At 64.3% G+C, this 25,490-nt stretch carries 25 protein-coding genes; 15 read left to right on the top strand and 10 right to left on the bottom strand.

The window, feature by feature from the left end; translation table 11 throughout:
• Positions 1–85 precede the first annotated feature (85 nt).
• The 3 genes from mgtE to ABNW52_RS15755 are packed head-to-tail and all read left to right on the top strand — an operon-like array spanning position 86 to position 3,066.
• Entirely contained in the window at positions 86–1,528 is a 1,443-nt protein-coding gene (mgtE, locus tag ABNW52_RS15765) for a magnesium transporter (RefSeq protein WP_349589821.1), read from the top strand.
• A 3-nt stretch (positions 1,529–1,531) separates the two neighbouring features.
• A complete protein-coding gene (gene prmC / locus ABNW52_RS15760; RefSeq protein ID WP_349589819.1) occupies positions 1,532–2,347 on the top strand; it encodes a peptide chain release factor N(5)-glutamine methyltransferase in 816 nt (271 codons plus the stop codon).
• Positions 2,344–3,066, top strand: a complete 723-nt coding sequence (locus ABNW52_RS15755) for a phosphatase PAP2 family protein (RefSeq protein ID WP_349589817.1) — start codon at positions 2,344–2,346, stop codon at positions 3,064–3,066. The genes prmC and ABNW52_RS15755 overlap by 4 nt, the downstream gene beginning before the upstream one ends.
• A 30-nt stretch (positions 3,067–3,096) precedes the next feature.
• On the opposite strand, the gene ABNW52_RS15750 is transcribed toward ABNW52_RS15755, so the two are convergent.
• A complete protein-coding gene (locus tag ABNW52_RS15750) occupies positions 3,097–3,576 on the bottom strand; it encodes an FKBP-type peptidyl-prolyl cis-trans isomerase (RefSeq protein WP_349589814.1) in 480 nt (159 codons plus the stop codon).
• Between the two features lie 139 nt (positions 3,577–3,715).
• On the opposite strand from ABNW52_RS15750, the gene ABNW52_RS15745 reads away from it, so the two are divergent.
• Entirely contained in the window at positions 3,716–4,846 is a 1,131-nt protein-coding gene (locus ABNW52_RS15745) for a ribosomal protein uL16 3-hydroxylase (RefSeq protein WP_349589812.1), read from the top strand.
• A gap of 589 nt (positions 4,847–5,435) precedes the next feature.
• Here ABNW52_RS15745 and bamC read toward each other — a convergent pair.
• Both bamC and dapA read right to left on the bottom strand, forming a co-directional pair.
• Complete coding sequence (gene bamC / locus ABNW52_RS15740; RefSeq protein ID WP_349589810.1) at positions 5,436–6,554, bottom strand: outer membrane protein assembly factor BamC; 1,119 nt, start codon at positions 6,552–6,554, stop codon at positions 5,436–5,438.
• A 16-nt stretch (positions 6,555–6,570) separates the two neighbouring features.
• On the bottom strand, positions 6,571–7,446 hold the full coding sequence (gene dapA / locus ABNW52_RS15735; protein WP_349589808.1) for a 4-hydroxy-tetrahydrodipicolinate synthase: 876 nt from the start codon (positions 7,444–7,446) through the stop codon (positions 6,571–6,573).
• Positions 7,447–7,617: 171 nt separating this feature from the next.
• Between dapA and ABNW52_RS15730 the strand changes: the two genes are divergently transcribed.
• From ABNW52_RS15730 to ABNW52_RS15710, 5 genes are all read left to right on the top strand, one after another.
• Complete coding sequence (locus ABNW52_RS15730) at positions 7,618–9,249, top strand: ABC-F family ATPase (RefSeq protein ID WP_349589805.1); 1,632 nt, start codon at positions 7,618–7,620, stop codon at positions 9,247–9,249.
• 297 nt (positions 9,250–9,546) lie between these two features.
• A complete protein-coding gene (fabG, locus tag ABNW52_RS15725; protein WP_349589803.1) occupies positions 9,547–10,287 on the top strand; it encodes a 3-oxoacyl-ACP reductase FabG in 741 nt (246 codons plus the stop codon).
• A gap of 208 nt (positions 10,288–10,495) precedes the next feature.
• On the top strand, positions 10,496–11,410 hold the full coding sequence (locus ABNW52_RS15720; RefSeq protein WP_349589801.1) for a flagellin N-terminal helical domain-containing protein: 915 nt from the start codon (positions 10,496–10,498) through the stop codon (positions 11,408–11,410).
• Between the two features lie 88 nt (positions 11,411–11,498).
• Positions 11,499–12,464 (top strand): hypothetical protein, encoded by a 966-nt coding sequence (locus ABNW52_RS15715; RefSeq protein WP_349589799.1) that lies wholly within the window; start codon positions 11,499–11,501, stop codon positions 12,462–12,464.
• Positions 12,461–13,201 carry a PilZ domain-containing protein gene (locus ABNW52_RS15710; protein ID WP_349589797.1) on the top strand — a complete coding sequence of 247 codons (741 nt, stop codon included), beginning with the start codon at positions 12,461–12,463 and terminating at the stop codon, positions 13,199–13,201. Before ABNW52_RS15715 ends, ABNW52_RS15710 begins: the two co-directional genes overlap by 4 nt.
• 30 nt (positions 13,202–13,231) lie before the next feature.
• On the opposite strand, the gene ABNW52_RS15705 is transcribed toward ABNW52_RS15710, so the two are convergent.
• The 7 genes from ABNW52_RS15705 to ABNW52_RS15675 are packed head-to-tail and all read right to left on the bottom strand — an operon-like array spanning position 13,232 to position 19,481.
• The gene (locus ABNW52_RS15705; protein ID WP_349589794.1) at positions 13,232–15,319 is read right to left on the bottom strand and encodes a flagellar biosynthesis protein FlhA; all 2,088 of its coding nucleotides are present in this window, start codon (positions 15,317–15,319) and stop codon (positions 13,232–13,234) included.
• A 2-nt stretch (positions 15,320–15,321) separates the two neighbouring features.
• Positions 15,322–16,455 carry a flagellar type III secretion system protein FlhB gene (gene flhB / locus ABNW52_RS15700; protein ID WP_349589792.1) on the bottom strand — a complete coding sequence of 378 codons (1,134 nt, stop codon included), beginning with the start codon at positions 16,453–16,455 and terminating at the stop codon, positions 15,322–15,324.
• Entirely contained in the window at positions 16,448–17,224 is a 777-nt protein-coding gene (locus ABNW52_RS15695) for a flagellar biosynthetic protein FliR (RefSeq protein ID WP_349589790.1), read from the bottom strand. Before ABNW52_RS15695 ends, flhB begins: the two co-directional genes overlap by 8 nt.
• Before the next feature lie 7 nt (positions 17,225–17,231).
• The gene (fliQ, locus tag ABNW52_RS15690) at positions 17,232–17,504 is read right to left on the bottom strand and encodes a flagellar biosynthesis protein FliQ (RefSeq protein WP_349589787.1); all 273 of its coding nucleotides are present in this window, start codon (positions 17,502–17,504) and stop codon (positions 17,232–17,234) included.
• A 1-nt stretch (position 17,505) separates the two neighbouring features.
• Positions 17,506–18,255 carry a flagellar type III secretion system pore protein FliP gene (fliP, locus tag ABNW52_RS15685; RefSeq protein WP_349589785.1) on the bottom strand — a complete coding sequence of 250 codons (750 nt, stop codon included), beginning with the start codon at positions 18,253–18,255 and terminating at the stop codon, positions 17,506–17,508.
• Positions 18,252–18,599 carry a flagellar motor switch protein FliN gene (gene fliN, locus ABNW52_RS15680; protein WP_349589782.1) on the bottom strand — a complete coding sequence of 116 codons (348 nt, stop codon included), beginning with the start codon at positions 18,597–18,599 and terminating at the stop codon, positions 18,252–18,254. The genes fliP and fliN overlap by 4 nt, the downstream gene beginning before the upstream one ends.
• Positions 18,600–18,602: 3 nt before the next feature.
• The gene (locus ABNW52_RS15675) at positions 18,603–19,481 is read right to left on the bottom strand and encodes a FliM/FliN family flagellar motor switch protein (RefSeq protein WP_349589780.1); all 879 of its coding nucleotides are present in this window, start codon (positions 19,479–19,481) and stop codon (positions 18,603–18,605) included.
• Positions 19,482–19,951: 470 nt separating this feature from the next.
• Here ABNW52_RS15675 and ABNW52_RS15670 point away from each other — a divergent pair, with 470 nt between their 5' ends.
• Genes ABNW52_RS15670 through ABNW52_RS15645 form a run of 6 tightly spaced genes read left to right on the top strand, consistent with a single transcriptional unit; the run spans position 19,952 to position 25,415 of the window.
• Complete coding sequence (locus ABNW52_RS15670; protein WP_349589777.1) at positions 19,952–20,284, top strand: flagellar hook-basal body complex protein FliE; 333 nt, start codon at positions 19,952–19,954, stop codon at positions 20,282–20,284.
• A 12-nt stretch (positions 20,285–20,296) separates the two neighbouring features.
• Positions 20,297–21,970 carry a flagellar basal-body MS-ring/collar protein FliF gene (gene fliF / locus ABNW52_RS15665; RefSeq protein WP_349589774.1) on the top strand — a complete coding sequence of 558 codons (1,674 nt, stop codon included), beginning with the start codon at positions 20,297–20,299 and terminating at the stop codon, positions 21,968–21,970.
• Positions 21,963–22,988 carry a flagellar motor switch protein FliG gene (locus tag ABNW52_RS15660; RefSeq protein ID WP_349589771.1) on the top strand — a complete coding sequence of 342 codons (1,026 nt, stop codon included), beginning with the start codon at positions 21,963–21,965 and terminating at the stop codon, positions 22,986–22,988. The genes fliF and ABNW52_RS15660 overlap by 8 nt, the downstream gene beginning before the upstream one ends.
• Positions 22,985–23,671 (top strand): flagellar assembly protein FliH, encoded by a 687-nt coding sequence (fliH, locus tag ABNW52_RS15655; RefSeq protein ID WP_349589767.1) that lies wholly within the window; start codon positions 22,985–22,987, stop codon positions 23,669–23,671. Before ABNW52_RS15660 ends, fliH begins: the two co-directional genes overlap by 4 nt.
• Positions 23,668–24,975, top strand: a complete 1,308-nt coding sequence (gene fliI / locus ABNW52_RS15650; protein ID WP_349589764.1) for a flagellar protein export ATPase FliI — start codon at positions 23,668–23,670, stop codon at positions 24,973–24,975. Before fliH ends, fliI begins: the two co-directional genes overlap by 4 nt.
• On the top strand, positions 24,972–25,415 hold the full coding sequence (locus ABNW52_RS15645; protein WP_349589761.1) for a flagellar FliJ family protein: 444 nt from the start codon (positions 24,972–24,974) through the stop codon (positions 25,413–25,415). Before fliI ends, ABNW52_RS15645 begins: the two co-directional genes overlap by 4 nt.
• The last annotated feature ends 75 nt before the right edge of the window (positions 25,416–25,490 follow it).

The raw sequence follows: 25,490 nt of genomic DNA, 5'->3' as shown, positions 1-25,490 counted from the left end.
CTTTTAACAGCCAAGCTGGCTGACCAATAACCCCGCCTATTGCCGGATTGTGCGTGCACTCCGCCCTGGGCGGAAGGAGACGTGCATGACGGTTGTCGACAAGAAACAACCTACCGATCGTCTGCAGGAAAACCTGCTGCAGGTGCAGCGCCTGATTGAGCGCCAGCACTTGGTGGAGGAGCTCGTCCATCGCCAGGAAATGCCCAAGCATGACCTGGTGGAATCGCTGGTGCACAAGCAGAACCTGGCCGAGCTGGAAAACAAGCTGCAGGGGCTGCACCCGGCCGACATTGCCTACATCCTGGAAGCGCTGCCGCTGGATGACCGCCTGCTGGTGTGGGATCTGGTGGACGCCGACGACGAAGGCGACATCCTGCTGGAAGTGTCCGACGCGGTACGCGAGTCGCTGATCGAGTCGATGGAGCAGCACGAGCTGGTGGCGGCGGCCGAGCAGCTGGATGCCGACGAGCTGGCCGATCTGGCTGCCGACCTGCCGCGGCAGGTGGTGTACGAAGTGATGGGCGGCCTCGACGAGGAGGAGCGCCAGCAGCTGCAATCGGCGCTGTCCTACGAGGAGCACCAGATCGGTGCGCTGATGGACTTCGAGCTGGTGAAGATCCGCGCAGATGTGAGCTGCGAGGTGGTGCTGCGCTATCTGCGCCGTTTCGACGAGCTGCCACATCAGACCGACAAGATTTTCGTTACCGATGAAGACGGCGTGCTGAAAGGCGTGCTGCCGATCCGCAAGCTGCTGATCTCCGATCCGGAGGCGCAGGTGGCCGACATCATGGCCACCGAGGTGGTGAGCTTCAGCCCGGAAGAAGAGGCGGTGGATGCGGCGCTGGCGTTCGAGCGTTACGACCTGGTGACGGCGCCGGTGGTGGACGACAAGGGCGTGCTGGTCGGCCGCCTGACGGTGGACGAGATGGTGGACGTGATCCGCGAGGAATCCGACACCGAGGCGCTGAACCTGGCCGGTCTGAAGGAAGAGGAAGACCTGTTTGCACCGGTGATCGACTCGGTGAAGAACCGCTGGTCGTGGCTGGCGATCAACCTGTGCACGGCGTTCGTCGCCAGCCGGGTGATCGGGGCGTTCGAAGGTTCCATCGAAAAGCTGGTGGCCCTGGCCGCCTTGATGCCGATCGTGGCGGGCATCGGCGGCAACTCCGGCAACCAGACCATCACCATGATCGTGCGTGCACTGGCCATGGGCCAGTTGCAGGCCGGGCAGGCGCGGCGCCTGTGGCGCAAGGAGCTGGGCGTCAGTGTCATCAACGGTCTGGTGTGGGGCGGCATGCTGGGTCTGCTGGCCTGGATGATGTACGGCAATTTCTCGCTGGGGCTGGTGATGCTGGCCGCCACCACGCTGAACCTGATGCTGGCCGCCACCATGGGGGTGTTGATTCCGACCACCATGGAGCGTTTTGGCAAGGATCCGGCGGTGGGTTCCAGTGTGCTGATTACCGCCTGTACCGACTCCGGCGGCTTCTTCATTTTCCTAGGGCTGGCCAGCCTGTTCCTGCTGTGAATCATGCCTACGCTTAACGAAGCCCTGCGTCATTTCGAGCTGCCGCGCCTGGAGGCGCGGTTATTGCTCGCCCACGTCACCGGCCTCAGCCACGCGGCGATGGTGTCCGCCGGGCCGGATACGCTGCCGGCCGCACAGTGGCAGTCCTTTGCACAGTTGGCCGCCCGGCGCCTTGCCGGCGAGCCGGTGGCCTATCTGCTAGGGCGGCGCGAATTCTATGGCCGCGAGTTTGTCGTGTCACCGGCGGTGCTGATTCCGCGTCCGGAAACCGAGCACCTGGTCGAGGCGGCGCTGGACAAGGTTGGCCGCAACAAGGCGGCGCAGGTGGTGGATTTGGGGACCGGCAGCGGCATCATCGCCTGCACGCTGGCACTGGAAGCGCCGCAGTGGCAACTGGCGGCGGTCGATCTGTCGCCTGTCGCGCTGGCGGTGGCGCAGGACAATGCGGCCAACCTTGGTGCGGCGGTGCAGTTCTATCACGGCAGCTGGCTGTCGCCGCTGCCGGCTGACATGCGCTTTGATGCCATTGTCAGCAATCCGCCGTATATCGAACGGCATGATCACCACTTGGATGAAGGCGATGTGCGCTTCGAGCCGCGCATGGCGCTGACCGACGAGTACGATGGCCTGGCGTGTCTGCGCGAGATTGCCGCCAGCGCCCCGGGATGTTTGTTGTCGGGGGGGTGGTTGCTGGTGGAGCACGGCTATGACCAGGGCGCCGCGTGTCGTGCGCTGTTTGCCGCGGCCGGCTTGCAGCAGGTGGCGACCTTGCCGGACCTGGCCGGCAATGACCGGGTCACGCTGGGCATGCAACCGTGAGCAATCTGCGCCTGGCCCTGCTGTGGGCGTTGCTGGCGCTAATGTTGGCCGCCAGTGGCCGTAATCAGGCGGTGTTTTTGCAGTTGCACCATGCGGCGCACAGCCTGCCAGCGGTGGGCTGGCGCCTGCTGAGCATGGCGGGGGAGTGGACGCTGGTGATTGCGCTGTTGCTGTGGCGGGCGGCGTGGGAGCCGGCACAGCTGCCGCGCTATACGCTGGCGCTGCTGCTGGGGATCGCCGCCGCCATTGCGCTGAAGGCGGGCTTTGCGGTGCCGCGTCCGCCGCTGGTGTTGCCGCCGGGTAGCGTGCAGTTGCTGGATGTGCTGCCGGGGAACGGTTCGTTTCCGTCCGGCCATGCCATCGCGGTGGCCTTGCTGTGCGGCTTGCTGACAGCTGGGCGGCGTGTTGCATTGCAGGCCGCCGGGCTGGGCTTGGTATGGCTGGTGTGTCTGTCGCGGCTAGCCATAGGCGTGCACTGGCCGCTGGATGTGTGCGTCGGTGCGGCGGTGGGCTATGCGGTGGCGGCGCTGGCGTATGGCGTGCCGGTCGCGCGTTGGCCGCGGGCGCGGCTGCTGCTGGCGTTGTTGCTGCCGGTCTCGGTGGTGGTGGCGCTGTGGAAGCTGCAGCGTGGGGTGCCGAACGAGGCGTATCTTGGCTACAACCTGCTGGTATTGCTGCTGGCCGGGCTGGCGTGGCGGCAAAACAAAAACGGGGCCTGAGCCCCGTTTTGTCAGCGCGCCAGCGGCGGCTTAGTGGTGATGGCCGTGCTCGCCGTGGGCGTGACCGTGGGTGATCTCGTCCGGGGTGGCCGGGCGTACTTCGGCTACGGTGGCCACGAAGCGGATGGTCAGGCCAGCCAGCGGATGGTTGCCATCCAGCACGGCTTTGCCGTCGGCCACGTTGGTGACGCGGAACAGGATGATGTCGCCGGTTTCCGGATCGTCAGCCTCGAACATCATGCCGACTTCGGCATCTTCCGGCAGCGCGTCCAGCGGCTCAACGCGGATCAGCTCTTCTTCCGGGTCGCCAAACGCGTCGTCCGGGCTCATGGTCACGGTCACGGACTCGCCAACGGCTTTACCATGCAGGGCTTCTTCCACCATCGGGAAGATACCGTCATAGCCGCCATGCAGGTAGGCGATCGGCTCTTCGGTCTTGTCGAGCAGGTTGTTATCGGCGTCGTACATTTCGTAATGGAGAGTCACGACCGAGTTTTTAACGATTTGCATGAGGCGGTACCGTCGTAAAGAAAATGAAGGGAAGTTTGCGGCATCGCACGCCACTGTGGCGGCGGATGGGGCAGACTTCTGCGAAAAACACGCTGTTGATATTGTAAACCATTGCCTGATGGCACAACGAGAAATTGCCATGAAACCAATTGACCTTCTGGGCGGCATGTCGGCCGCCACCTTCCTGCAGGATTACTGGCATAAGAAGCCGTTGCTGATTCGCGGCGCGCTTAAGGATGTCGGCGAGCTGGTGGGTTTTGAGGTGCTGTCCGAGCTTGCCACGCAGGAAGAGGTGGAGTCGCGCCTGATCGAGTTTCGCAACGGCCAGTGGAAGCTGGAGCGCGGCCCGTTCCGCCCGTCGCGTTTCAAGCGCCTGCCGCAAAGCGACTGGACCATCCTGGTGCAGAACGTCAATCACCATCTGCCGCACGTGGCCGATATTCTGTGGCGCTTCAATTTCATTCCATATGCACGGCTGGATGACCTGATGATCAGCTATGCGCCGCCGGGCGGGACTGTCGGGCCGCATTTTGATTCTTATGATGTATTTCTGTTGCAGGTGGGAGGGCGCAAGCGCTGGCAGATCTCGACCCAGCAGGATGAAAGCTTCATCGAAGACGCGCCGATCAAGGTGCTGCGGGACTTCCAGCCGGAAGAGGAGTTCATTCTCGAGCACGGCGACATGCTGTATCTGCCGCCCCGCTGCGCACACCATGGTGTGGCGCTGGAACCGGGCATGACCTATTCCATCGGCTTCAGGGCGCCGTCCGCGCAAGAGTTGGCCACCGAATTCCTGGTTTACCTGCAGGACCGCATTTGCATGGATGGTAGATATGCCGATCCACAACTGACGACCCAAACCGACCCAGCGCGCATCGATGACAGCATGGTGGCGCAGGTTGGCCGCATGCTGCGCGAGATTCGCTGGGATGAGGCTACAGTGACCGATTTTCTTGGGCATTACCTTACCGAGCCCAAGCCGCACGTATTCTACGATGCGCCGGATGATGAGCTGGAGGAGCAGGAATTTGCCGAGGCAGTTCAACAACATGGCATCGTGCTGGATTTGAAAAGCCAGATTCTTTATGCCAATGAAATGCTGTACTGCAACGGAAGTGTGTTGGAATGTGAACCGGCAGACCTGACTGCTTGGCAACAATTGGCCAATGACAGGCAGCTTGCCGGGACAGGCATTACAGACACGATGTTGCCCACATTGTATGAAGGCTACCTCACTGGATGGTGGTACCCACTGGTAGAGGCCGGCTAATTGCCGTAACATGCCAATATTCTCGCAGGATCGAAAACGAAGAATGTTGGCTGCGGAAGAAGAGGTGGGTCGTTCGTGTTGCTGCATTGCAGCATGAATGAACGAAATATCTGCAATAAATTAGCGCATCCCCTCTTCCCAGCAATTTTATTCGTGCTACAATCCTGCGCACTGACAGTATCTCCACTGCTTTCTCTAGTAAGCGCTTTTGCTGAGAAGGTAGTGAACCAGACGTCTTGTTCAACTTACTTTCAAAGGTAATAACCAAATGAAACAGTCGCTCCTCGTTGCTGCCCTGCTGGCCGTTGCTCTGTCCGCTTGCGGTAAAAAAGAAGAAGCTCCGGTAGAAGCTTCCGCTCCGGCCGTTGAGGCTTCCGCTCCGGTTGAAGCTTCCGCTCCGGCAGCTGACGCTTCCGCTCCGGCAGCTGACGCTTCCGCACCGGCAGCTTCCGCAGCTCAGTAATCACTTTTGTGATTGCGAAAAAACCGGCCATTGGCCGGTTTTTTGTTGTCTGTACGTTGTGCTACCTGGCATAAGTCGTAAAAAAAGCCCGCATTTGCGGGCTTTTTTGTTGGCGACAATGCGTGCTTAGTTAAGCTCGGCTGTCATTTTCTGCAGCAGTTGCTCTTTTTGCTTGGCCGGCAACGGGGTGTTGCCTTCCGGGCGTACGTCGATTTTCACCTGACGCTCACCAGCGGCAGTCAGCTGCACGCGCAGGCTGGCACGGGCATCGTTGGCCGGTTTGGTGTTGTCGCGCCAGAAAGCCAGGCTGCTCCAGAAACTACCGCCTTCTTTTTCTTTGGCCTTGGCTTCATCTTCCTCCGGGCTGACAAAGTACACGCCCAGCGAGCGATCGCGGTCGGTGATGGTCAGGCCGTTGTGTTCCAGTACCAGGCCGACACGACGCCAGGCGCGATCGAAGCTGTCATCCAGCTGAATGACGCCATCGGCAATGCGTGCCTTGGTAGTCGGGGCGGTGGCGGTTGCAACTTGGGCGCGACTTTGAGCGGCAACTTTCTCATCCACGCCCAGGCGCACCATGAAGCGCTCCAGGAAGACAGCTTCCAGTTCCGGGTCGGTTGGTCGCGGTTGCCAGCGAGTCTGATCTTTTTCTTCGCTGATATAAATTTCATACATACCGCGATGGCTGAAGAAGACATCGGTACCATTGGCGTTCTTCTCGATACGGATGCGGAAGCGGTCGCGTTCCGGGGTCGACATTACCGAGCCGAGGCCGACGGTTTCCAGCAAGTTGCGCAGCCCGCTGGCGCCCAGCTTGGCACGGTTTTCCGCCCAATCGGTTTCCATGTAGCCGATTTCCGGATCTTCGTTTTGGATCACGAAGCCGTTGTCTTGCCAGAAGGCTTTCAACAGTGGCCATAGTTCCGCCGGGGATTTGTTCTGTACGCTCACCCAGCGCTGGCTGCCGGCGCGTTCCAGGCTGGCATTGGCCGTCTGCTGCAGGATGGCTTGCCCGGCCGGCTTGCCAGGCTGGGTTGCGGCTTGTTGTTGCGCCAGCGCGCTGGTGCTGCTTGGCAGTGGGTAGCGATCCTGCTGGCTCGGCATACTCAGATCCGGCGGGACTTCCAGGCTGGCTTTGGCTTTCGGCGTGTCGGATTTGAAATCGTATTTGCTGTCCGGGTTGCTGCTGGCGCAGGCGGATAGCAGGCCTGCACACAGCAGGCCGGTCATCAGGGTTTTGTTCATTGGCATGTTCGGCTGGTTACAGTACGCCGGCCTGGCGCATGGCGGCTTCGACGATGGATTCGGCACTGCTGCTCAGCGGGGTGAGCGGCAGGCGCAGACCGGCAGGCATCAGCCCCATGCGGTGCATTGCCCATTTGGCCGGAATCGGGTTGGGTTCAATGAACAGTTGCTTGTGCAGGCCTTGCAGCTGGTCGTTGATCTTGCGGGCGGCGAAGGTTTCGCCGGCACGGGCGGCTTTGCACAGCTCGCTCATCAGGCGTGGCGCCACGTTGGCCGTAACCGAAATCACGCCATGGCCGCCGCACAGCATGAAGGCCATGCCGGTGGCGTCGTCGCCGGAGTAGAGGGCAAAATCAGCCGGTGCGCGCAGCACCAGATCGCAGGCGCGACCGATATCGCCGGTAGCGTCCTTGAGGCCAACCACGTTGTCGATTTGGGCCAGACGCAGGGCGGTATCGTTGCTCATGTCGGCGACGGTGCGACCTGGTACGTTGTACAGGATCACCGGGATATCCACCGATTCCGCAATGGCGCGGAAGTGCTGGTAGATGCCTTCCTGGGTCGGCTTGTTGTAGTACGGCACTACCGACAGGGTGTGGCTGGCGCCGGCGCCCTTGGCCAGGCGGGCAAGTTCGATGGCTTCGGCGGTGGAGTTGCCGCCGGTACCTGCTACCACGCGGGTACGGCCGGCGGCATGTTTTACCACGGCCTCGACGACCTTGATGTGTTCTTCCACGCCCAGGGTGGCGGATTCACCGGTGGTGCCGACAGCAACGATACCGTCGGTACCGTTGGCGATATGGAAGTCTACGAGACGATTGAGCGATTCGAAATCGACCTGGCCGTCCTCGAACATCGGGGTGACCAGTGCAACAAGGCTGCCGGTGAGCATGGGTCTGCCTATCTGGATAAGAGTTGAATAGAGACGGCTGATTGTAGCGGAATTCCCGTTGCCGGGCGCAAGCAATACGTACAAGGCGCAAGCCGCTGATTGTTAGGACGTTTGTGCTAAAATGCACGGTTTTCCGGTACACATCAGAGACTGGTATAAGGAATTAGCCGCGTGATTACGACAAGCAACATTACCATGCAGTTCGGCGCCAAGCCGCTTTTCGACAAGGTTTCCGTGAAGTTTGGCGAAGGCAACCGCTATGGCCTGATCGGTGCCAACGGTTCCGGCAAGTCCACTTTCATGAAGATCCTGGGCGGAGACCTGGAGCAGACCAGCGGTGAAGTCGCGATCGAAAGCGGCCTGCGCCTGGGTAAGCTGCGCCAGGACCAGTTCGCCTATGAAGACCAGCGCGTGCTGGACGTGGTCCTGCAGGGGCATACCGAGATGTGGGCCGCGATGTCCGAGCGCGATGCCATCTATGCCAACCTGGAAGCCACCGAAGACGATTACATGCGTGCGGCCGACTTGGAAGCCAAGTTCGCCGAGTACGATGGCTACACTGCCGAGGCGCGCGCTGGCGAGCTGCTGATGGGTGTGGGTATTCCGGTAGAGCAGCATTTTGGTCCGATGAGCGAAGTGGCGCCGGGCTGGAAGCTGCGCGTTTTGCTGGCGCAGGCGCTGTTCTCCAATCCGGACATCCTGTTGCTGGACGAACCGACCAACAACCTGGACATCAACACCATTCGCTGGTTGGAGCATGTGCTGAACGAGCGCAACTCCACCATGATCATCATCTCGCACGACCGCCACTTCCTGAACGAAGTGTGCACCCACATGGCGGATCTGGACTACAACACCATCCGCATTTACCCGGGTAACTACGATGACTACATGATCGCCTCCACCCAGGCGCGTGAACGTCAGCTCAGCTCCAATGCCAAGGCCAAGGAGCGTATCCAGGAACTGCAGGAATTCGTGGCCCGCTTCTCGGCCAACAAGTCCAAGGCGCGTCAGGCCACCAGCCGCCTGAAGCAGGTGGACAAGCTGAAGGCCGACATGGTGGAAGTGAAGCCGTCCAGCCGCCAGAGCCCGTTCATCCGTTTCGAGATGGACGACAGAATGAAACTGCACCGTCAGGCGGTGGATGTTTCCGGCATCAACAAAGCCTATGGCGACAAGGTGTTGTTCAAGAATCTGAACTTCATCCTGGAAGCGGGCGCGCGTCTGGCCATCATCGGCCCGAACGGTGCCGGTAAATCCACACTGGTAAAACTGATGGCCGGTGCCTTTGAGGCGCATTTTGCCGAAGGCGTGACCGCTGACAGCGGCAGCATCAAGTGGGCGGAAAAGGCGCAGGTAGGCTACTTTGCCCAGGATCACGAGGCCGAGTTCGACAGCGACAGCACGCTGACCGAATGGATGCGCGAGTGGGGCCAGGATGGCGACGACGAGCAGGTGATCCGCGGCACGCTGGGCCGTCTGCTGTTCGGCAGCAATGACGTGGACAAGGCCGTGCGCGTGCTGTCCGGTGGCGAGAAGGGCCGCATGCTGTACGGCAAGCTGATCCTGCAGAAGCCGAACGTGATGATCATGGACGAACCGACCAACCATATGGACATGGAGTCGATCGAAGCCCTGAACATGGCGCTGGAAAAGTACAAGGGCACCCTGATCTTCGTATCGCACGACCGCCAGTTCGTTAGCTCGCTGGCCAGCCACATCATCGAACTGGATGGCAAGGGCGGCTACGATTACTACACCGGCAACTACGAGGACTATCTGGCCAGCAAGGGCCTGGAATAAACGGTTCCCGGAATGCAAGAAAGGGTGGCGAAAGCCACCCTTTTTGCATGTTGCACCCATCTTGCCACACCCATGGCAGCGCCAGTAAAGCCGCTAGAGCGATTGCTTTACCTTCGCGGCAACCATGCGCTATATTGCACCGCACGATAGGTTGTGCGGTGCAATAAATTGCAGTAGCCAACCTGCATAACAAATACAAAGACAGATAAAAACAGGGATAGCTATCTCGAAGGTCGGTGGTGGAGGCAACAACCGGTCGACTATCGGGTCGCCTGCAATTTCAGCAAAGGAAGAACTATGCGCTTGAAAGGGAAAGTCTCCATCATTACCGGTGGTGCCAGTGGCATTGGTAAGGCCACTGCCGAAAAATTCGCCAAGGAAGGCGCGATTGTCGCCGTGTGCGACATCAATCTGGACGCGGTGAATGCCGTGGTGGAAGAACTGAAGGCAAGCGGTGCCGAAGCGGTTGGTTACAAGGTTGACGTTACCGACAGGGCCCAGATCGCCGACATGGTTGGTGCCCTGAAGTCGCAGTTCGGCCGCATTGACGTTCTCGTCAACAATGCCGGCATCGTGATGGACGCCCAGCTGATCAAGATGAGCGAAGACCAGTTCGACAAGGTCATCGACATCAACCTGAAGGGTGTTTACAACTGTACCAAGGCCGTGGTGGACACCATGATCGAGCAAGGTGCAGGCGTGATCCTGAACGCGTCTTCCGTGGTTGGCGTGTACGGCAACTTCGGCCAGACCAACTACGCCGCCTCCAAGTTCGGCGTCATCGGCTTCGTCAAGACTTGGGCCAAGGAACTGGGTAAGAAGGGCATTCGCGCCAACGCGGTGTGCCCGGGCTTTGTGGCCACCCCGATCCTGAAATCCATGCCGGAAAAAGTGATCCAGGCAATGGAAGACAAGGTGCCGATGAAGCGCATGGCGCAGCCGGAAGAAATCGCCAATGTGTACGCCTGGCTGGCATCCGACGAAGCCAGCTACATCAACGGCGCCGCCATCGAAGTAACCGGTGGTCTGACGCTGTAAGGTTGGCCGCAATGGCTGGTACAAGAAACGGGGCTGCGGCCCCGTTTTTTCATGTCTGGCCGCCGGGATAGCCGCTATTTACAGCGCCAGCTTTCGGCTGGAGTAAAAATTTTCAAAATAAAATTTAAGCTTCGGCGCATGATCGTCGCCTTGTGTCAGTGAGGGCATGCAACGCTGCCCGCATCCGACAACATACAAGGAGTTAGTCATGCTCAGTCTGCACACCAATGCCGCTTCCCTGTCCACCATGTCCGCGCTGGCAGGCACCCAGAAAGACCTGTCCACCACCATGCAGCGCCTGGGTACCGGCTTCCGCATCAATTCCGCCATGGACGACGCTGCCGGCCTGCAGATCGCTACCCGCCTGAATGCCCAGGTAAGCGGCATGAAGGTGGCGATGCGCAACACCCAGAACGACATCTCCATGCTGCAGACCGGTGAAGGCGCACTGGGCGAAGTGACCAACATTCTGACCCGCATGAAGGATCTGGCGACCCAGTCTGCCGACGGTTCTTCTACCGTTAAAGACCAGGATGCAATGCAGGCGGAATACGATGCGCTCGGTCGCGAGCTGAACAACATCATGACCAACACCACTTTTGGTGGCACTGCGCTGCTGACTGGCTCCCAAACCGGTACCGGTACCGCTGCCAATACCGCCCTGGCCACAGTTGGTGGCAAATTTTCAGGCACCATCAATTTCCAGATTGGTGCCGCCTCGGCCGAAAAGCTGACTTTCGATGCTTCCAAGCAAGTGGGTGATCTGGACTGGGCCGTGCAGGGTGTCAGCGCAACTTACAAAACGCCGGCTGCGGCGACTCTGGGCACTGAAATCAATGCTGCCAACGCCAATGCCACCATCGACAAACTGGCCACAGCACTGGATTCGGTTGGCACCCTGCGCTCCTCGATGGGTGCGGTCGCCAACCGTCTGGACCACGTGTTCAACAACCTGAACAACATCAGCAACAACGTATCCCAGGCCAAGGGCCGCATCATGGACACCGACTACGCGTCGGAAAGCGCCACCATGACCACCAAGCAGATGCTGCTGCAGGCCAGCACCTCGATGCTGAAGCAGTCCGGCAGCATGTCCTCCATGGCCATGTCCCTGCTGCAGTAATTCCTCGGCAAATCTCGCGTTTTGCTCACTGATGCCAGCTGCCCTGCAGCTGGCTTTTTACGTTTCCCGCCGGGGCAGGGACTGAATCATGATCGTGGAGCCTTCGATCGGCGCGCAGGCATTGCGCAGCGACCATCAAGCGGCGGCACCGGCACAGCCGCTGCCGGCGGTGGGCAGCACCCTGCAATTGTCGGTGCTATCCCGCGAGCAGCTGGGCGTGCGGGTGGTCACCGAACAGGGGCTGACGCTGCTGCTGCCGGGGCTGGTGGCTGCCGAGCTGCAGCCCGGCGCGCAGCTGTTGATGCGGGTGGTGGCCACCCAGCCGCGGCTGCAGCTGCTGCTGTTGCCGCTGTACACCCCCGCCCACGCGGCCGAGGTCGCGCCACGGCAGCTGCCGGCGGCGGCGGAGCAGGCGAGGCTGCAGGGCTGGCAGCTGCAAAAACCGGCGGCGGACACCTTGGCTGCCGGCTGGCGCGGACTGCTGCTGGCGGCGGTCGCCAAGCCGCTGCCGGATGGCGGCGCGACCCTGCCCGCCATGCTGCTGGCCGGTGTGCGTGCCGAGCACGATCCGCAGGCGCAGGCCAGAAGGCTGGCGGAACAAGGCTGGTGTCTGGCGCACTGCTGGTCGGGGCAGACCTTGCGGCTGGCGCTGGCGGAGGAAGAGCCGGCGGCGGGCGGCGACAGCGGCGACGAGCTGCTGCTGCAACTGCAATTGCCGTACTGGGGCGCGGTGTTGCTGCGTTTGCGCTCAAGTTCCGCCGGCCCGCTGCTGCAATTGCACAGCGAGTCGGCCACGGTGCTGGCGCAGTGGCAGGCCTGCCTGCCGCGCTGGCGGCAGGCCATGTTGGCCGCGGGCTACCCGCTGCTGCTGCAATTGCAGCTTGGCCGGCTGGAGGTGGCCGTGGCCCGCGCCGGGCCGGGCCGGCGCACCAGCGTGCCGGCACTGGCGCAGTTCCGGCTGGCGGCACACATGATCTTGCTGCTGCAAGCGGCGGCAGAGGAGGCACTGGCGGCCGGCGCGCCGCCAGCGCAAGCAGAAAGCACCACTACATGAGCGAAGTCGATAGCCTGATGCCCGCCGGGGTGATCAACCCGGCCACCGATACCCGTCCGCAGCAGCTGGGCGACAGCGCGCAGATCGCCGCCTTGCTGACCACGCTGCAGCAGGACAAGGCGGCACTGTACCTGTACCCGCCGGGCAGCGAGCTTGCCTTCGAAGGCGCGCGGCTGTTGCCGCTGGATGGTCCGCTGCTGCAGCTGTATCTGCCGGTCGGGGTGCAGCCGCCGCTACCACTGCAGGCGGACGGTTGGCGTATGGTGGCGATCGGCGCCGGCTGCATCGTGCAGTGCGAGTTGCCGCCGCTGCTGCAGCACGGCGAGCAATTGCAGTGTGGGCTGCCGTGGCAGCTGACCCGCTGGCAGCGGCGCGCCTTCCTGCGGCTGGATGCGCCGCTGGGGCGCAGCTTCAGCGCCAGCTTTACCCTGCTGGGGGAGCAATATCAGGCCAATGTCTACGACCTGTCGCTGGGCGGCATCGGCCTGTATGCGTCGCCACGCGAGCTGCCGCAGTTGCTGCCGGGGCGGCTGCTGCCCAAGGTGCGCATCGAGTTGGGCGCCGGCCGTGTGCTGCAAGCCGAGCTGGAAGTGCGGCTGTGCCGGCCGTTCCATTCCCGCCTGCTGGGCGAGCAGCTGCACGTCGGCTGCCGTATCCGCGCGCTGACCGAGCACGGCGCCGCGCTGCTGCGCGGTTGTCTGGCCGAGCTGGCGGCACTGCAGCTGCCGCCGCCGTAACTGCGGCCAACGTTGGCGGCGGCCGGATGCTTAACCGAGGGTGCCGATGATGCTGACGTCGCGGTTTTCCGGAATCTCGTTGTAGGACAGCACCGCCAGCCCCGGCGCGAACAGCCGGGCGTAGCGCGCCAGCAGCGGGCGGATCTGCGGCATCACCAGCAGCAGCGGCGCGCTGGCCTGCTGCTTCATCTGCTCGCGGATGATGGGCATGTTCTGCTGCAGCTGCGACAGGATGTTCGGCTCCACCGGGTAATTGTCCAGCGCCACCTTGCCGCTTTGCTGCGCCTGGCTTAGCGCGCCCAGCAGCATGTTTTCCAGCTCGCCGCCCAGATTGAAGGCGCGCATCTCCGCCTGCGGGCCGATCAGCCCGGCCACGATCTGGCGCCGCAGCGCGCAGCGCACTTCCGCCGCCAGCAGGATCGGGTCCTTGGTGGCCTCGGCGTTTTCCAGCAGCGTGCTGGCAATCGGCACCACGTCCTTCAGCGCCACATGCTCGGCCAGCAGCACGCGGAACACCTTCAGCAACTGGCTGTGCGTCAGCGCCTTGTCCAGCGCTGCGGCCAACTTGGGCGCCTGCGCGGTAAGTCGTTCCAGCCACGCCGCCACATCGTCGTGGCGAAACAGTTCCGGCAGGTAGTCGCGCACCGTCTTGGCGACATGGGTGGCGATCACGCTGGCCGGGTCCACCACCTGGTAGCCCAGCCCCAGCGCGTGCGCCTTGTCGTCGCTGGCAATCCAGATCACCGGCATGCGGTAGGCCGGGTCCACCCCCGGCATGCCGTCCAGTTCGCCATACACGGTGGGGGAGGGAATCGCCATCAGCCGCTCGGCCGGAATCTCCGCCTGCGCCACCACGGTGCCGCCCAGCTGGATGGTGTACTGGTTGGGTTTCAGCGCCAGATCGTCGCGCAGCGGAATCAGCGGCAGCAGCAGCCCTAGCGCCTCGCTCTGGCTCTGGCGCATGCCTTTCACCCGTTTCAGCAGCGGCGCGCCCTGGCTCGGGTCCAGCAGATTCACCAGCTTGTAGCCCACTTGCACCGACAGCAGCTCGACAAACGGCAGGCTGTGCCATTCCAGTTCGCTGTGGTTTTCCGCCAGCAGCGCCTGGCTCAGCGCCTGCTGGCCGTTGTCGGCGACCAACGGTTGCCGCTGGCCGACACGCCAGCCGACATAGGCCAGCAGCGCGGCAAATACCAGGAAGCTGAACCACGGCATGCCCGGGATCACCGCCAGCACGAACATCACCGCCGCGGCGCTGTACAGCACGCCGGGTGAGGCCAGCAGCTGCGAGCCGACCTGCTGCTCGAAATCGCCGTCGTCGCTGATGCGGGTAACGATGATGGCGGCGGCGGCCGACAGCAGCAGCGCCGGAATCTGCGCCACCAGGCCGTCGCCGATGGTCATCAGCGCGTACTGCTTGAACGCCTCGGCAAAGCTCAGGTCGTGCATCGCCACGCCGATAGCCAGGCCGCCCAGCATATTGATCAGCAGCACCAGGATGCCGGCCACCGCGTCGCCGCGTACAAACTTGGAAGCACCGTCCATGGCGCCGTAGAAATCGGCCTCCATCGCCACGTCCTTGCGGCGTTGCTGGGCTTTTTCCTGGTTGATCAGGCCGGCGTTGAGGTCGGCATCGATCGCCATCTGCTTGCCGGGCAGCGCGTCCAGCGTGAAGCGCGCCGAGACCTCGGAGATACGCTCGGCGCCCTTGGTCACCACCACGAAGTTGATGATCATCAGGATGACGAACACCACCAGCCCGACCACGAAGTTGCCGCCGATCACCACCTGGCCGAAGGATTCGATCACCCGGCCGGCGGCATGGGTGCCTTCATGGCCGTGCAGCAGCACCACGCGGGTGGAGGCCACGTTCAGCGTCAGCCGCAGCAGGGTGGTGGCCAGGATGATGGTGGGGAACACCGAGAAATCCAGCGGTCGCTTCACATTGACGCTGACCAGGATCACCACGATGGCCAGCACGATGTTGAAGGTGAACAGCGCGTCCAGCACCGCCGGCGACAGCGGCAGGATCACCATCGCCAGCACCGCCAGCAGGAACAGTGGCGTGGCGAACTTGTGGCGCCGCAGGGCGGCGAGCAGTCGGTGGAAGGCAGTCATGGTCAGCGTGGCTCGGTCAGTTCGTGCGGAAGGTGGAAATCGGCGGGCAGCTCTGGCTCGCGGCGGCGGCGGCCGTTACGGAACGCCTTCAGTTGCAGTACATAGGTGAGCACCTGCGCCACCGCCTGGTACAGCGCGGCGGGGATCTGCTGGTTCACCTGGCTGGTGTGGTAGACGGCGCGCGCCAGCGGCGGCAGTTCCAGCACCTCGACGCGGTGGGCGCTGGCCAGCTCGCGGATCACCAGCGCCATTTCGTCCACCCCCTTGGCGATGACAAACGGCGCCTCGGCGCGCTTATCGTCGTATTTCAGTGCCACCGCGTAGTGGGTCGGGTTGACGATCACCACGTCGGCCTGGGGCACGGCTTTGCGCAGCCCGCGCATGGCGAACTGGCGTTGCAGCTGGCGGATACGGTTTTTCACTTCGGGGCGGCCCTCGTTACTCTTGTGTTCTTCCTTCACTTCCTGCTTGCTCATGCGCTGGCTGCGCTGGAACAGCAGCCACTGCAGCGGCAGGTCCAGCAGCGCGAACAGCACGAACACCATGCCCAGCGCCAGCGCCCCATCCAGCATCATCCCGGCGCCATGCGCGATGGCCTCGGACAGCGGCAGCGACTGCAGCCGCAGGTAGTCCATGCGGCTGTCTGCCGCCAGGTGCCACAGCAGCAGGCACAGCAGCAGCGCCTTCAGCAGCGAGCTGCCGACCTGCAGCTGCTGCTTGGCGGAAAACATGCGGCCAACGTTGGCCGCAGGATTGAGCCGCTCCAGCTTGGGCTGCCAGTGCGACATGCTGAACATCCAGCCGCCGGGAAACAGCGAGCCGGCGATGATGGCCAGCGGAATCACCGCCAGCGGCAGCAGCATCTTGGCCAGCAGCCACAGCACCGCCGGAAACGCCTCGCTCAATGCATTGTCCAGCGCGCCCTCGCTGCCGCCGTGAGTCATGCTCAGCGCAAACAGGCGGCGGAAGTCATCCAGCCAGCCCGGCAGCAGCAGCAACAGCAGCTTCAGGCTCAGCACGATGCCGATGGCCGTGGCCACATCGCGCGAACGCACCACCTGACCGGCTTCGCGCGCCTTGCGCAGCTTCTGCTGCGATGGCTTTTCGGTCTTGTCGCCGCTGCTGTGCTCAGCCATGCGTCGCCTCCAGGCTACGATCGAGCAGTTCCAGCATGTGCTGGGTGAACTGCAGGTAATGCTCCGGCAGGGTGCGCACCAGCAGCGCCAGCATGAACAGGCCGAACAGCGTCACCACCGAGAAGCCCAGCGAGAACAGGTTCAGCGTCGGCGCCACGCGGTTGAGAAACCCCAGACCCAGTTGCACCACCAGGGTGGAAAAAATGATCGGCAGCGCCAGCAGCAGCGCGGCGGAAAACACCCAGCCCACCTGGTAGACCAGTAGCTTGAGCACGGTGACATCCAGCCCGTGCCCCACCGGCCACACCCGAAAGCTGGCGTACACCACGTTGACCAGCACCAGGTGGCCGTCGATGGCAAAAAACACCAGGGCGCACAGCACGAACAGCAGGCTGGAGATCACGTCGGACGACGAGCCGTTCACCGGGTCGTTCATCACCGCCATCGACAGCCCCATCTGCGACGACACCAGATTGCCCAGCAGCAGCGGCAGCGCGATGGTGAGCTGGAACACCAGGCCGAACACGCTGCCAATGATCACCTGCTCCAGCGCACTGGCGATGCCGTGCAGCGAGAACGGGTCGATGGCTGGCGCCGGCGTGCCCGGCAGCGCCACCACCGCCAGCGTCAGCGCCAGCAGCAGGCGCGTGCGCACCGGCACCATCACATCGCCCACCATCGGCGACATCGACAGCGCCGCCATGAAGCGGCAGAACGGCCACCACACGGCCAGCAACAGCTGCGGCAGCTGGGTGAACAGCGCTTCCATGCCGGCGCTAACCCACCAGCTGCGCGGCGCGGCGGAAGATATCGACGCAGAAATCCATCAGCGTCTCGGCCAGCCAGTGCCCGCTGACGCAGATCACCAGCAGGGTGACCATCAGCCGCGGCAGGAAGCTCAGCGTCTGCTCGTTGATCTGGGTCGCCGCCTGGAACAGGCTCACCAGCAGCCCCACCACCATGCCCGGCACCACCAGCACCGCCACCAGCAGCATCACCACCTGCAGCGAGTCGGTCACCAGATCGACCGCGAGTTCGGGAGTCAGCATCTCAATACGCCTGAATGCTGGAGACCAGCGTGTTGACCGTCAGCGTCCAGCCGTCCACCAGCACGAACAGCAACAGTTTCAGCGGCAGCGAGATCACCAGCGGCGACAGCATCATCATGCCCATCGCCATCAGCACCGACGACACCACCAGGTCGATCACCAGAAACGGGATGAACAGCAGGCAGCCGATCTGGAACGCGGTTTTCAGCTCGCTGAGCATGAAGGCGGCCAACTTGACCGGAAAACTGTGCTGCTGCGGCTGGCTGATCTTGCTCTCGCCGGACAGCCGCGCCACCTGCGCCAGTGCGGTCTTGCCGGTCTGCGCCAGCATGAAGCGCGACAGCGGCGCCTCGGCGATCAGCACAGCCTGCTGGAAGCCGATCTGTTCCTGGTCGTAGGGCACAAATGCCTTCTGCCATACCTCCAGCCCCACCGGGCGCATCACCAGGATGGTCAGCACCATGGCCACCCCGGTCAGCACCCGGTTGGGCAGGCCCTGCTGCAGCCCCAGTGCCTGGCGCAGCAGCGACAGCACGATCACGAAACGGGTGAAGCTGGTCATCATCAACAGCAGCACGGGCAACAGCCCGAGCAGCGTCATGATGATCAGGATCTGCGTCTTGACGGTGAAATCCACCGGCGCGCCGGCGGCGGTGCCGGACAGCAACGGCACCGAGGCCGCCATGGCTGCACCGGAACACAACAACGCCGTGCCGGCCGGCACGGCGTAACGCCAACTGCGTCGCATCATGGTTGCAGCGTGTCCAGATCCAGCGCTGCCAGCTCCACCACTTTCAGCCCGTAGTTGTCGCCGGCCACCACCACCTCGGCCTGGCCCACCGTGGTGCCGTTGACCTTGATCAGCAGCGGTTCGCCGGCCAGCCGGTCCAGCTCCACTACGGAGCCGGGGCCGATGGCCATCAGCTCCAGCAGCGACACCTTAGCGCTGCCCACTTCCAGCGTCAGGGTGACCGGAATCTTGCGCAGCATCTGCAGGTTGTCGCGGCGCGGCGCAGCGTTGGCCGCGGGTTCCGGGGCGGTGTCGGCCGGGGCGGCCAACATGGCGTCGATATCGAAAGCGTCGGTAGGCTCCATGCCTTACTCCACATCTTGAAAAGAGGTTAGCCACAACTTGCCGTCGTGTTCGGCCACGGCGGCATCGAAAAGGTGGGCGTCGCCGACCTGCACCCGCGCCAGCGGCGGCAGGCGCACCGGCAGGGTGTCGCCCGGGCGCAGCGCCAGCAGCTCGCCCAGCGGCAGCTGCAGTTCCAGCAGCTGCGCGTGCAGCCGCAGCTGCAGTTGGCGCCCCAGTGGCAGGGTGGCGTGCTCGTCGCTCGGGGAGGGCAGTTGGCGCGGCGCCACGCTGGCCAGCAACTGGCCCAGCCAGCGTTCGTCCAAGGCCAGCCACAGCATGCCGCTGAGCTGGCGGGTGTTCTCGTGCAGGGTGATCTGCAGCAGCTGGCTGCCGGCTGCTGGCGGCTGCAACAGCAGCGGCCCGGCATCGGTGGCCGCGGCCGTGGCTTCCGGCTGGATGCTTTGCTGCAGCAGGGCGGCTAACTCGCGCCCCAGCAGGTCCAGCAGCCGCAGCTCGCTTTCCGTTTCCGGCGCGGCATCGGCGCCCGGCGGCAGCTCGCCGCTGCCGCCGTAGCGGTAGTCCAGCAGCGTCAGCAGCAGCGAGCGTTTCAGCGCCACGCTGATCTGCCCGCCGGCGGTGCGGTAGCTGCACCACTGCATGCCCGGCGGGGTCTGCGCCAGCTGCAGGCGTACGCCGCCGACGCTGAAGGCGCAGCCATAACGGCGGTTGAAGCGCTGGGAAAAGTAGCGGCCCAGGGCCTCGCCCAGGCGCGCGGTGAAATCCTGCAACTGGTGAAACGGCCGCCCCAGCGTGCGCGGGTCGAGTACCGGACAGCGGCTGGCGTCGTCGGTGGCGAGCAGCTTGCTTCTGGCCCTGCTCAGGGCTTGCGTACGTTTGGTCACTTACTGGCTGCTCATCAAGTCGATTGGGGAATCGGGTGCTGCACCATCGCGGGCGCGCACTTTTGCTGCTGTTGTTTTTTTACCCGTCAAGGCCGCGGCGCAGGTGGTACCCCCACCTGCTGCGCGGCTTTATTACTGTTTTTCAATCATTTTTGTCGATGAAGTACCGGTCCAGCACGGTGCGGTTTCTGTGCCGCTGTGTGCAGTTTGTCACAGTAAAAAACCTAGTAAAGGTAAGGACTTAAGTTCTTCTTGTAACTGTAAGTTAAAGAAACAGCTCGTCAGTTGATGGATAAATTTTAATATCGGACGGTTTATCTGTAAAATGTATCCATTCCGTACTGCTTACGTTTTGAGTTTGTGACGGAGTGTGACGGTGTGGATGGCGTTATTACGTACACGTAATTCGTTTTTTCTGTTGGAAATTCAGGGGCTTCGGCAGGGCTGCCGGTGCCGTATCAGGGGGTGTCATGTTCGAGCAGTCGATCCAGCTCATTCTTGCCGACCGTGCGCGTATCCAGAGCGACATGACGGCGCTGGGTGGCGAGGTTATCCAGCCGGCCAGCGGCGCCCAGCCGGGCGGCGCCAGTTTTGGCGACAGCCTGCGCCAGGCCTTCGTCAATGTGGATGCCAAGGAACACGCCGCCGCCGACCGTCTGGCCGCGGTGGATAGCGGCCGTAGTGACGACCTGGTGGGCGCCATGCTGGCCAGCCAGCAGGCCAGTCTGTCGTTTTCGATGCTGACCCAGGTGCGCAACAAGGTAGTGGGCGCCGTGGATGAGCTGAGCAAGCTGTCGCTGTAAGGTGGGCCGGACGTGATCAATTCGCTCAAATCCCGGGTTGGCCGCATCGCTTCGGCGCGCAGCCTGTGGTCGCCATCCGCGCTGCGCATGCTGCTGCCGATGCTGCTGTTGGCCGCCGGTATCACCGCGCTGGCGATGATGTACCTGTGGCATGACGATGCCCGCTACAAACCGGTGTTCGGCGCGCAGGAGCGCGTACCAGCCGCCGACATGATGGCGGTGCTGGACGCCGAACAAATCCACTACCGCATCCACCCGGCCAGCGGCCAGGTGCTGGTGCCGGAAGACGAGCTGGGCCGCGTGCGCATGCTGCTGGCCGGCAAGGGGGTGGTGGCCAAGCTGCCGGACGGGCTGGAGCTGGTGGACAAGAACGATCCGCTGGGCGTCAGCCAGTTCGTGCAGGACGTGCGCTTCCGCCGCGGGCTGGAAGGCGAGCTGGCGCAGAGCATCATGGCGCTGGGGCCGGTGGCCAATGCCCGCGTGCATCTGTCGCTGGCGCGCAGCAGCTCGTTCGTCAGCAGTGACGGCGAGAAAAGCTCGGCCTCGGTGATGCTCAACCTCAAGCCGGGACAGCAGCTGAATGCCGAGCAGACCCTGGCGGTAATCAACCTGGTGTCCGGCAGCGTGGCCAGCCTGGAGCCGGCGCGGGTGACGGTGGTGGATCAGGACGGCAACTTCCTGTCCGCCCACGTCGATACCAGCGAAGGCGTGGCCGGTCTGGCCGGCGGCAGCGACGCCGCCTCCCGCTTCCGCAACGACACCCTGCGCAATGTGCGCGAACTGCTGGCGCCGACGCTGGGCGACAACAACTTCAAGGTCAGCGTTACCGCCGACGTCGACAACGACCGGGTGGAAGAAACCCGCGAGCAATACGGCGAAGCGCCGAAAGTCACCAACGAGGCGGTGCGCGACGAACAGGACCAGGAACCGCTGGCGCTGGGCGTGCCCGGCTCGCTGAGCAATCGTCCGGTCACCATCGAGGCCTCCGCGCCGGCCGGCGCCGCGCCGAATGTGTCGCGCAAGAACGCCGCCACCCGCCAGTACGCCTACGACCGCACCATCACCCAGGTCAAGCGCAGCCGCGGCTCGCTCAAGCGCCTGAGCGTGGCGGTGGTGCTCAACAACAGTGCGTCGCCGACCCCGGCCAACGGCTGGAGCCCGGCGCAGCTGGCCAATATCGACCGCATCCTGCGCAACGGCCTGGGGCTGGATGCCGCCCGCGGCGACAAGCTGGTGGTGTCGTCGCTGAGCTTCCCGGCGCGCGAGGCGCCGCTGCCGTGGTGGCAGGAGCGCAGCACGGTGGAAAGCGCCGTCGGCTATGGCCTGTACGCGCTGATGCTGCTGCTGGGCTGGCTGCTGCTAGTGCGGCCGCTGTTCAAGCTGCTGCGCGAGTGGCTGGCCACCCGCCAGCAGGAAGTGGAGCTGAACGAAATCGCCATGGCGCCGCAGGCGGCGTTGGCCGCACCGCAGGAGGGGGCAGAAGAAGCACTGGCGGCCAACCCGGTAGCGGCGCTGGCCGCCCCGGCCGCCGCCGCGCTGCCGATGGTGCCGCTGCTGGAAAACTACGATCTGCCGCCGGCCGGTTCCAGTGTCGACGTGCTGGTGGATCACCTGAAGACCCTGGCCGGCAAAGAGCCGGAGCGGGTGGCCGAAGTCGTCAAACAATGGGTGCAGAAACGTGGCTGATACGCTGAATCTCACCGCCAACCCGGGCGAAGAACTGTCGCCGGTGGAGCGCGCCGCCATCGTGCTGTTGAGCATGGGCGAAGAGCCGGCCGCCGCGGTGCTGCGCTGCCTGTCGCGCGACGAGCTGCTGGAGGTCACCCAGGTGATGTCGCGCATGAGCGGCATCAAGGTGGACACCGTGCGCCACAGCTTGCAGCAGTTCTTTGACGAATACCGCGAACAGAGCGGGGTGCATGGCGCCTCGCGTTCCTTCCTGCAGCGCTCGCTGGATCTGGCGCTGGGCAGCGACATCGCCAGCAGCGTGCTCAACAGCATCTACGGCGATGCCATCCGCCCGAAAATGGCGCGGCTGCAGTGGGTGCAGCCGGCATGGCTGGCCGAACGCATCGGCGGCGAGCACGTGCGCATGCAGGCGGTGTTCCTGGCCTTTCTGCCGTCGGCGCAGGCCAGCGAGGTCATCGAGGCGCTGCCGGCCGCGCAGCGCGACCAGGTACTGGTCAACATCGCGCGGCTGAAGGAAATCGACCGCGAACTGCTGCAGGAACTGGAACAGGTGGTGAACCGCTGCCTGGAAAGCCTGGGCATGCAGAGCGCCAGCGTGGAAGGCGTGCGCCAGGCCGCCGAGATCATCAACCGCATGAGCGGCGACCGCGCGCAGATGGTGGAACTGCTGCGCGCGCACGACCCGGGCGTGGTGTCTGCCATCGAGGACAGCATGTACGACTTCTTCCTGCTGTCGCGCCAGAGCGAGCAGGTGATCCTGCGCATCGTCGAATCGGTGGCGCTGGAACAGTGGGCGATCGCGCTCAAGGGCGCCGAGCCGGCGATCCGCAACGCCATCGTGCAGTCGATGCCGCGCCGCCAGGCGCAGTCGTTCGAAGACAGCATGCGCCGCTCCGGCCCGGTGCCGATCAGCCGTGTGGAGCAGGTGCGTCAGGAAATCATGCAGACCGTGCGCGAGCTGGCCGAGAGCGGCGAGATCGACCTGCAGCTGTTCGCCGAGGATGTGGTCGAGTGAGCACCTTCCGTCCGTACCGCTTCCCGCCCTTGTCGCTGCCGTCCGTGGCCGCCGGCTGTGGCAACGATGCCGTGCAGCAACAGGCACAGCTGGCGCAGGGCTTTCAGCAGGGCATGGAAAGCGGCTTTCGCGAGGGCTACGACACCGGTCTGGAGCAGGGCCAGCGCGACGGCTATGCCGCCGGCCACAGCGAGGGCTGGCAGCAGGGCAATGCCAGCGTGCAGCAGCAGCTGAGCAGCCGCTTCGACAGCCTGGCACAGCCGCTGGACGCCATGCTGCAGGCGCTGCAACAACTGCAGGGCGACTACCAGCAGGCGCTGCGCCGCGAGGTGGTGGAGCTGGTGGCCAAGGTGGCACGCCAGGTGATCCGCTGCGAGCTGGCGCTGCAGCCGGTACAACTGCTGGCGCTGGTGGATGAAACGTTGGCCGCATTGCCGCCGGTGGCGGACGAGCAGGTCAGCGTGTTCCTCAATCCGGAAGAATGCCAGCGCATCCGCGAACTGGCGCCGGAGCGTGCCGCGCGCTGGGCGCTGACGCCGGACAGTCGGCTGGAGCCGGGCGAATGCCGCGTGCGCGCCGGCAACCACGAAGCCGATGCCGGCTGCCGCCAGCGGCTGGACGCCTGCATCGAGCAGGTGGCCGAGCAGCTGGCCGAGCCGCTGCCGCCGGAGGCCGCCGCATGATTTCCGCCGCGCTGCGCCAGCTGGAACTGGGCGAGGTGCCGGTGGCACGTCGCACCGGCCGCCTCACCGGCGCCGCCGGCCTGTTGCTGGAAGCCACCGGCTGTCCGTTCGAAACCGGGCAGCGCTGCCTGATCGAAACCGGCAGCGGCCAGTGGCTGGAAGCGCAGGTGGTGGGCTTTCGCGACGAGATTTCCTACCTGATGCCGTTCAAGCCGGCACGCGGCCTGGCCACCGGTGCCCGCGTGCTGCCGGCCGGCGAGCAGGGCGGCCTGCAGATCGGCCCGTCCTGGCTCGGTCGCATCGTCAACGGCCTGGGCGAAGCCATCGACGGCCTGGGCAAACTCGGCGGCGACGCGCCACTGGAGGTGCATCCGCCGCGCGTCAACCCGCTGAAGAAACAGCCGGTGCGCGAGGTGCTGGATGTCGGCGTGCGCGCCATCAACGGCGTGCTGACTATCGGCCGCGGCCAACGTGTCGGCCTGTTCGCCGGCAGCGGCGTCGGCAAGAGCGTGCTGCTGGGCATGATTACCCGCCAGACCGCCGCCGACGTGGTGGTGGTGGGGCTGATCGGCGAACGCGGCCGCGAAGTGCGCGAGTTCGTCGAACACGCGCTGGGGCCGCAGGGGCTGGCCAAGGCCATCCTGGTGGTGGCGCCGGCCGACGAATCGCCGCTGATGCGCATGATGGCCACCGAGCTGTGCCATGCCATCGCCGCGCATTTCCGCGACCGCGGCCAACATGTGCTGCTGCTGGTGGATTCGCTGACCCGCTACGCCATGGCGCGGCGCGAAGTGGCGCTGGCGCTGGGCGAGCCGCCGGCCACCCGCGGCTACCCGCCGTCGGTGTTCGGCCTGCTGCCGCAGCTGGTGGAAAGCGCCGGCAATGGCGAGGGTGCCGGCAGCATGAGCGCCATCTACACCGTGCTGGCGGAAGGCGACGACCAGCAGGACCCGATCGTCGATACCGCACGGGCGATTCTCGACGGCCACATCGTGCTCAAGCGCGAGCTGGCCGAGCGCGGCCACTATCCGGCCATCGACATCGCCGCCTCGGTCAGCCGCTGCATGAGCCAGCTGGCCGCCAGCGGCCATCTGCGCGCCGCGCGGCTGCTGAAAGACCTGGCCGCGCGCTACGCGCAGGTGCGCGAACTGATTCCGCTGGGCGGCTACGTGCCCGGCGCCGACCCGGCCACCGACCGCGCGGTGCAGCTGTACCCGCAGATCGAGGCCTTCCTGCAGCAAGACACCGACGAAGCGGCGCCACTGGCGCACACGCTGGCACAACTGGAGGCACTGGCCGCATGAACCCACACGCCAACCCCGCCAATCTGCAGAGCCTGGCCCGCCTGGTGGCGCTGCGTCAGGACGAAGTGGCACAGCTGGGCATCAGCCAGGCGCAGAAGGAAGCGCTGCGCCAGCGCTACCGCAACAACCTGGCGCGCATGGCGGCGCTGTGCGCCGGCAGCGGCAGCAGCGGCCAGCTGGCGCCGGCGCTGGCGCTGAACTGCGCCAACTATAAGCACGACGTACTGGTGCTGATGGCGCAGCACCAGCAGGAGCTGGCGCTGCACGAGGCGGATATGGCGGTAAGCCAGCGCGCGCTGCAGCAGCTGAGCCGGCAGTGCGAAGTGCTGGATCACAGCTACCAGCGCCGCCGCAGCGCCTGGCAGCTGGAGCAGCAGCGCGGCGAGCAGAAGCGGCAGGACGATCTGGCCACCCAGGTATGGCTGCGGGGGCGCGCATGACCGCGCGACCGATTTCAGTTTTCGGCCCGGGCGGTCGCCTTGAACGGGTGACAACCACGTTCCATGGCGCACAGG

Origin of the sequence: Vogesella oryzagri (assembly GCF_040148885.1) — a bacterium.
GTDB lineage: Bacteria > Pseudomonadota > Gammaproteobacteria > Burkholderiales > Chromobacteriaceae > Vogesella > Vogesella oryzagri.
The sequence above is the reverse complement of the archived record's forward strand: the minus strand, read 5'-3'. Positions and strand labels throughout refer to the sequence as shown.

Excerpts from the sequence above, each read along its gene's own strand:
- mgtE (WP_349589821.1), top strand. The coding sequence starts at position 86 with ATGACGGTTGTCGACAAGAAACAACCTACCGATCGTCTGCAGGAAAAC.
- prmC (WP_349589819.1), top strand. The coding sequence starts at position 1,532 with ATGCCTACGCTTAACGAAGCCCTGCGTCATTTCGAGCTGCCGCGCCTG.
- ABNW52_RS15750 (WP_349589814.1), bottom strand. The coding sequence starts at position 3,576 with ATGCAAATCGTTAAAAACTCGGTCGTGACTCTCCATTACGAAATGTAC.
- ABNW52_RS15745 (WP_349589812.1), top strand. The coding sequence starts at position 3,716 with ATGAAACCAATTGACCTTCTGGGCGGCATGTCGGCCGCCACCTTCCTG.
- bamC (WP_349589810.1), bottom strand. The coding sequence starts at position 6,554 with ATGAACAAAACCCTGATGACCGGCCTGCTGTGTGCAGGCCTGCTATCC.
- dapA (WP_349589808.1), bottom strand. The coding sequence starts at position 7,446 with ATGCTCACCGGCAGCCTTGTTGCACTGGTCACCCCGATGTTCGAGGAC.
- fabG (WP_349589803.1), top strand. The coding sequence starts at position 9,547 with ATGCGCTTGAAAGGGAAAGTCTCCATCATTACCGGTGGTGCCAGTGGC.
- ABNW52_RS15720 (WP_349589801.1), top strand. The coding sequence starts at position 10,496 with ATGCTCAGTCTGCACACCAATGCCGCTTCCCTGTCCACCATGTCCGCG.
- ABNW52_RS15715 (WP_349589799.1), top strand. The coding sequence starts at position 11,499 with ATGATCGTGGAGCCTTCGATCGGCGCGCAGGCATTGCGCAGCGACCAT.
- ABNW52_RS15710 (WP_349589797.1), top strand. The coding sequence starts at position 12,461 with ATGAGCGAAGTCGATAGCCTGATGCCCGCCGGGGTGATCAACCCGGCC.
- ABNW52_RS15705 (WP_349589794.1), bottom strand. The coding sequence starts at position 15,319 with ATGACTGCCTTCCACCGACTGCTCGCCGCCCTGCGGCGCCACAAGTTC.
- flhB (WP_349589792.1), bottom strand. The coding sequence starts at position 16,455 with ATGGCTGAGCACAGCAGCGGCGACAAGACCGAAAAGCCATCGCAGCAG.
- ABNW52_RS15695 (WP_349589790.1), bottom strand. The coding sequence starts at position 17,224 with ATGGAAGCGCTGTTCACCCAGCTGCCGCAGCTGTTGCTGGCCGTGTGG.
- fliQ (WP_349589787.1), bottom strand. The coding sequence starts at position 17,504 with ATGCTGACTCCCGAACTCGCGGTCGATCTGGTGACCGACTCGCTGCAG.
- fliP (WP_349589785.1), bottom strand. The coding sequence starts at position 18,255 with ATGATGCGACGCAGTTGGCGTTACGCCGTGCCGGCCGGCACGGCGTTG.
- fliN (WP_349589782.1), bottom strand. The coding sequence starts at position 18,599 with ATGGAGCCTACCGACGCTTTCGATATCGACGCCATGTTGGCCGCCCCG.
- ABNW52_RS15670 (WP_349589777.1), top strand. The coding sequence starts at position 19,952 with ATGTTCGAGCAGTCGATCCAGCTCATTCTTGCCGACCGTGCGCGTATC.
- fliI (WP_349589764.1), top strand. The coding sequence starts at position 23,668 with ATGATTTCCGCCGCGCTGCGCCAGCTGGAACTGGGCGAGGTGCCGGTG.
- ABNW52_RS15645 (WP_349589761.1), top strand. The coding sequence starts at position 24,972 with ATGAACCCACACGCCAACCCCGCCAATCTGCAGAGCCTGGCCCGCCTG.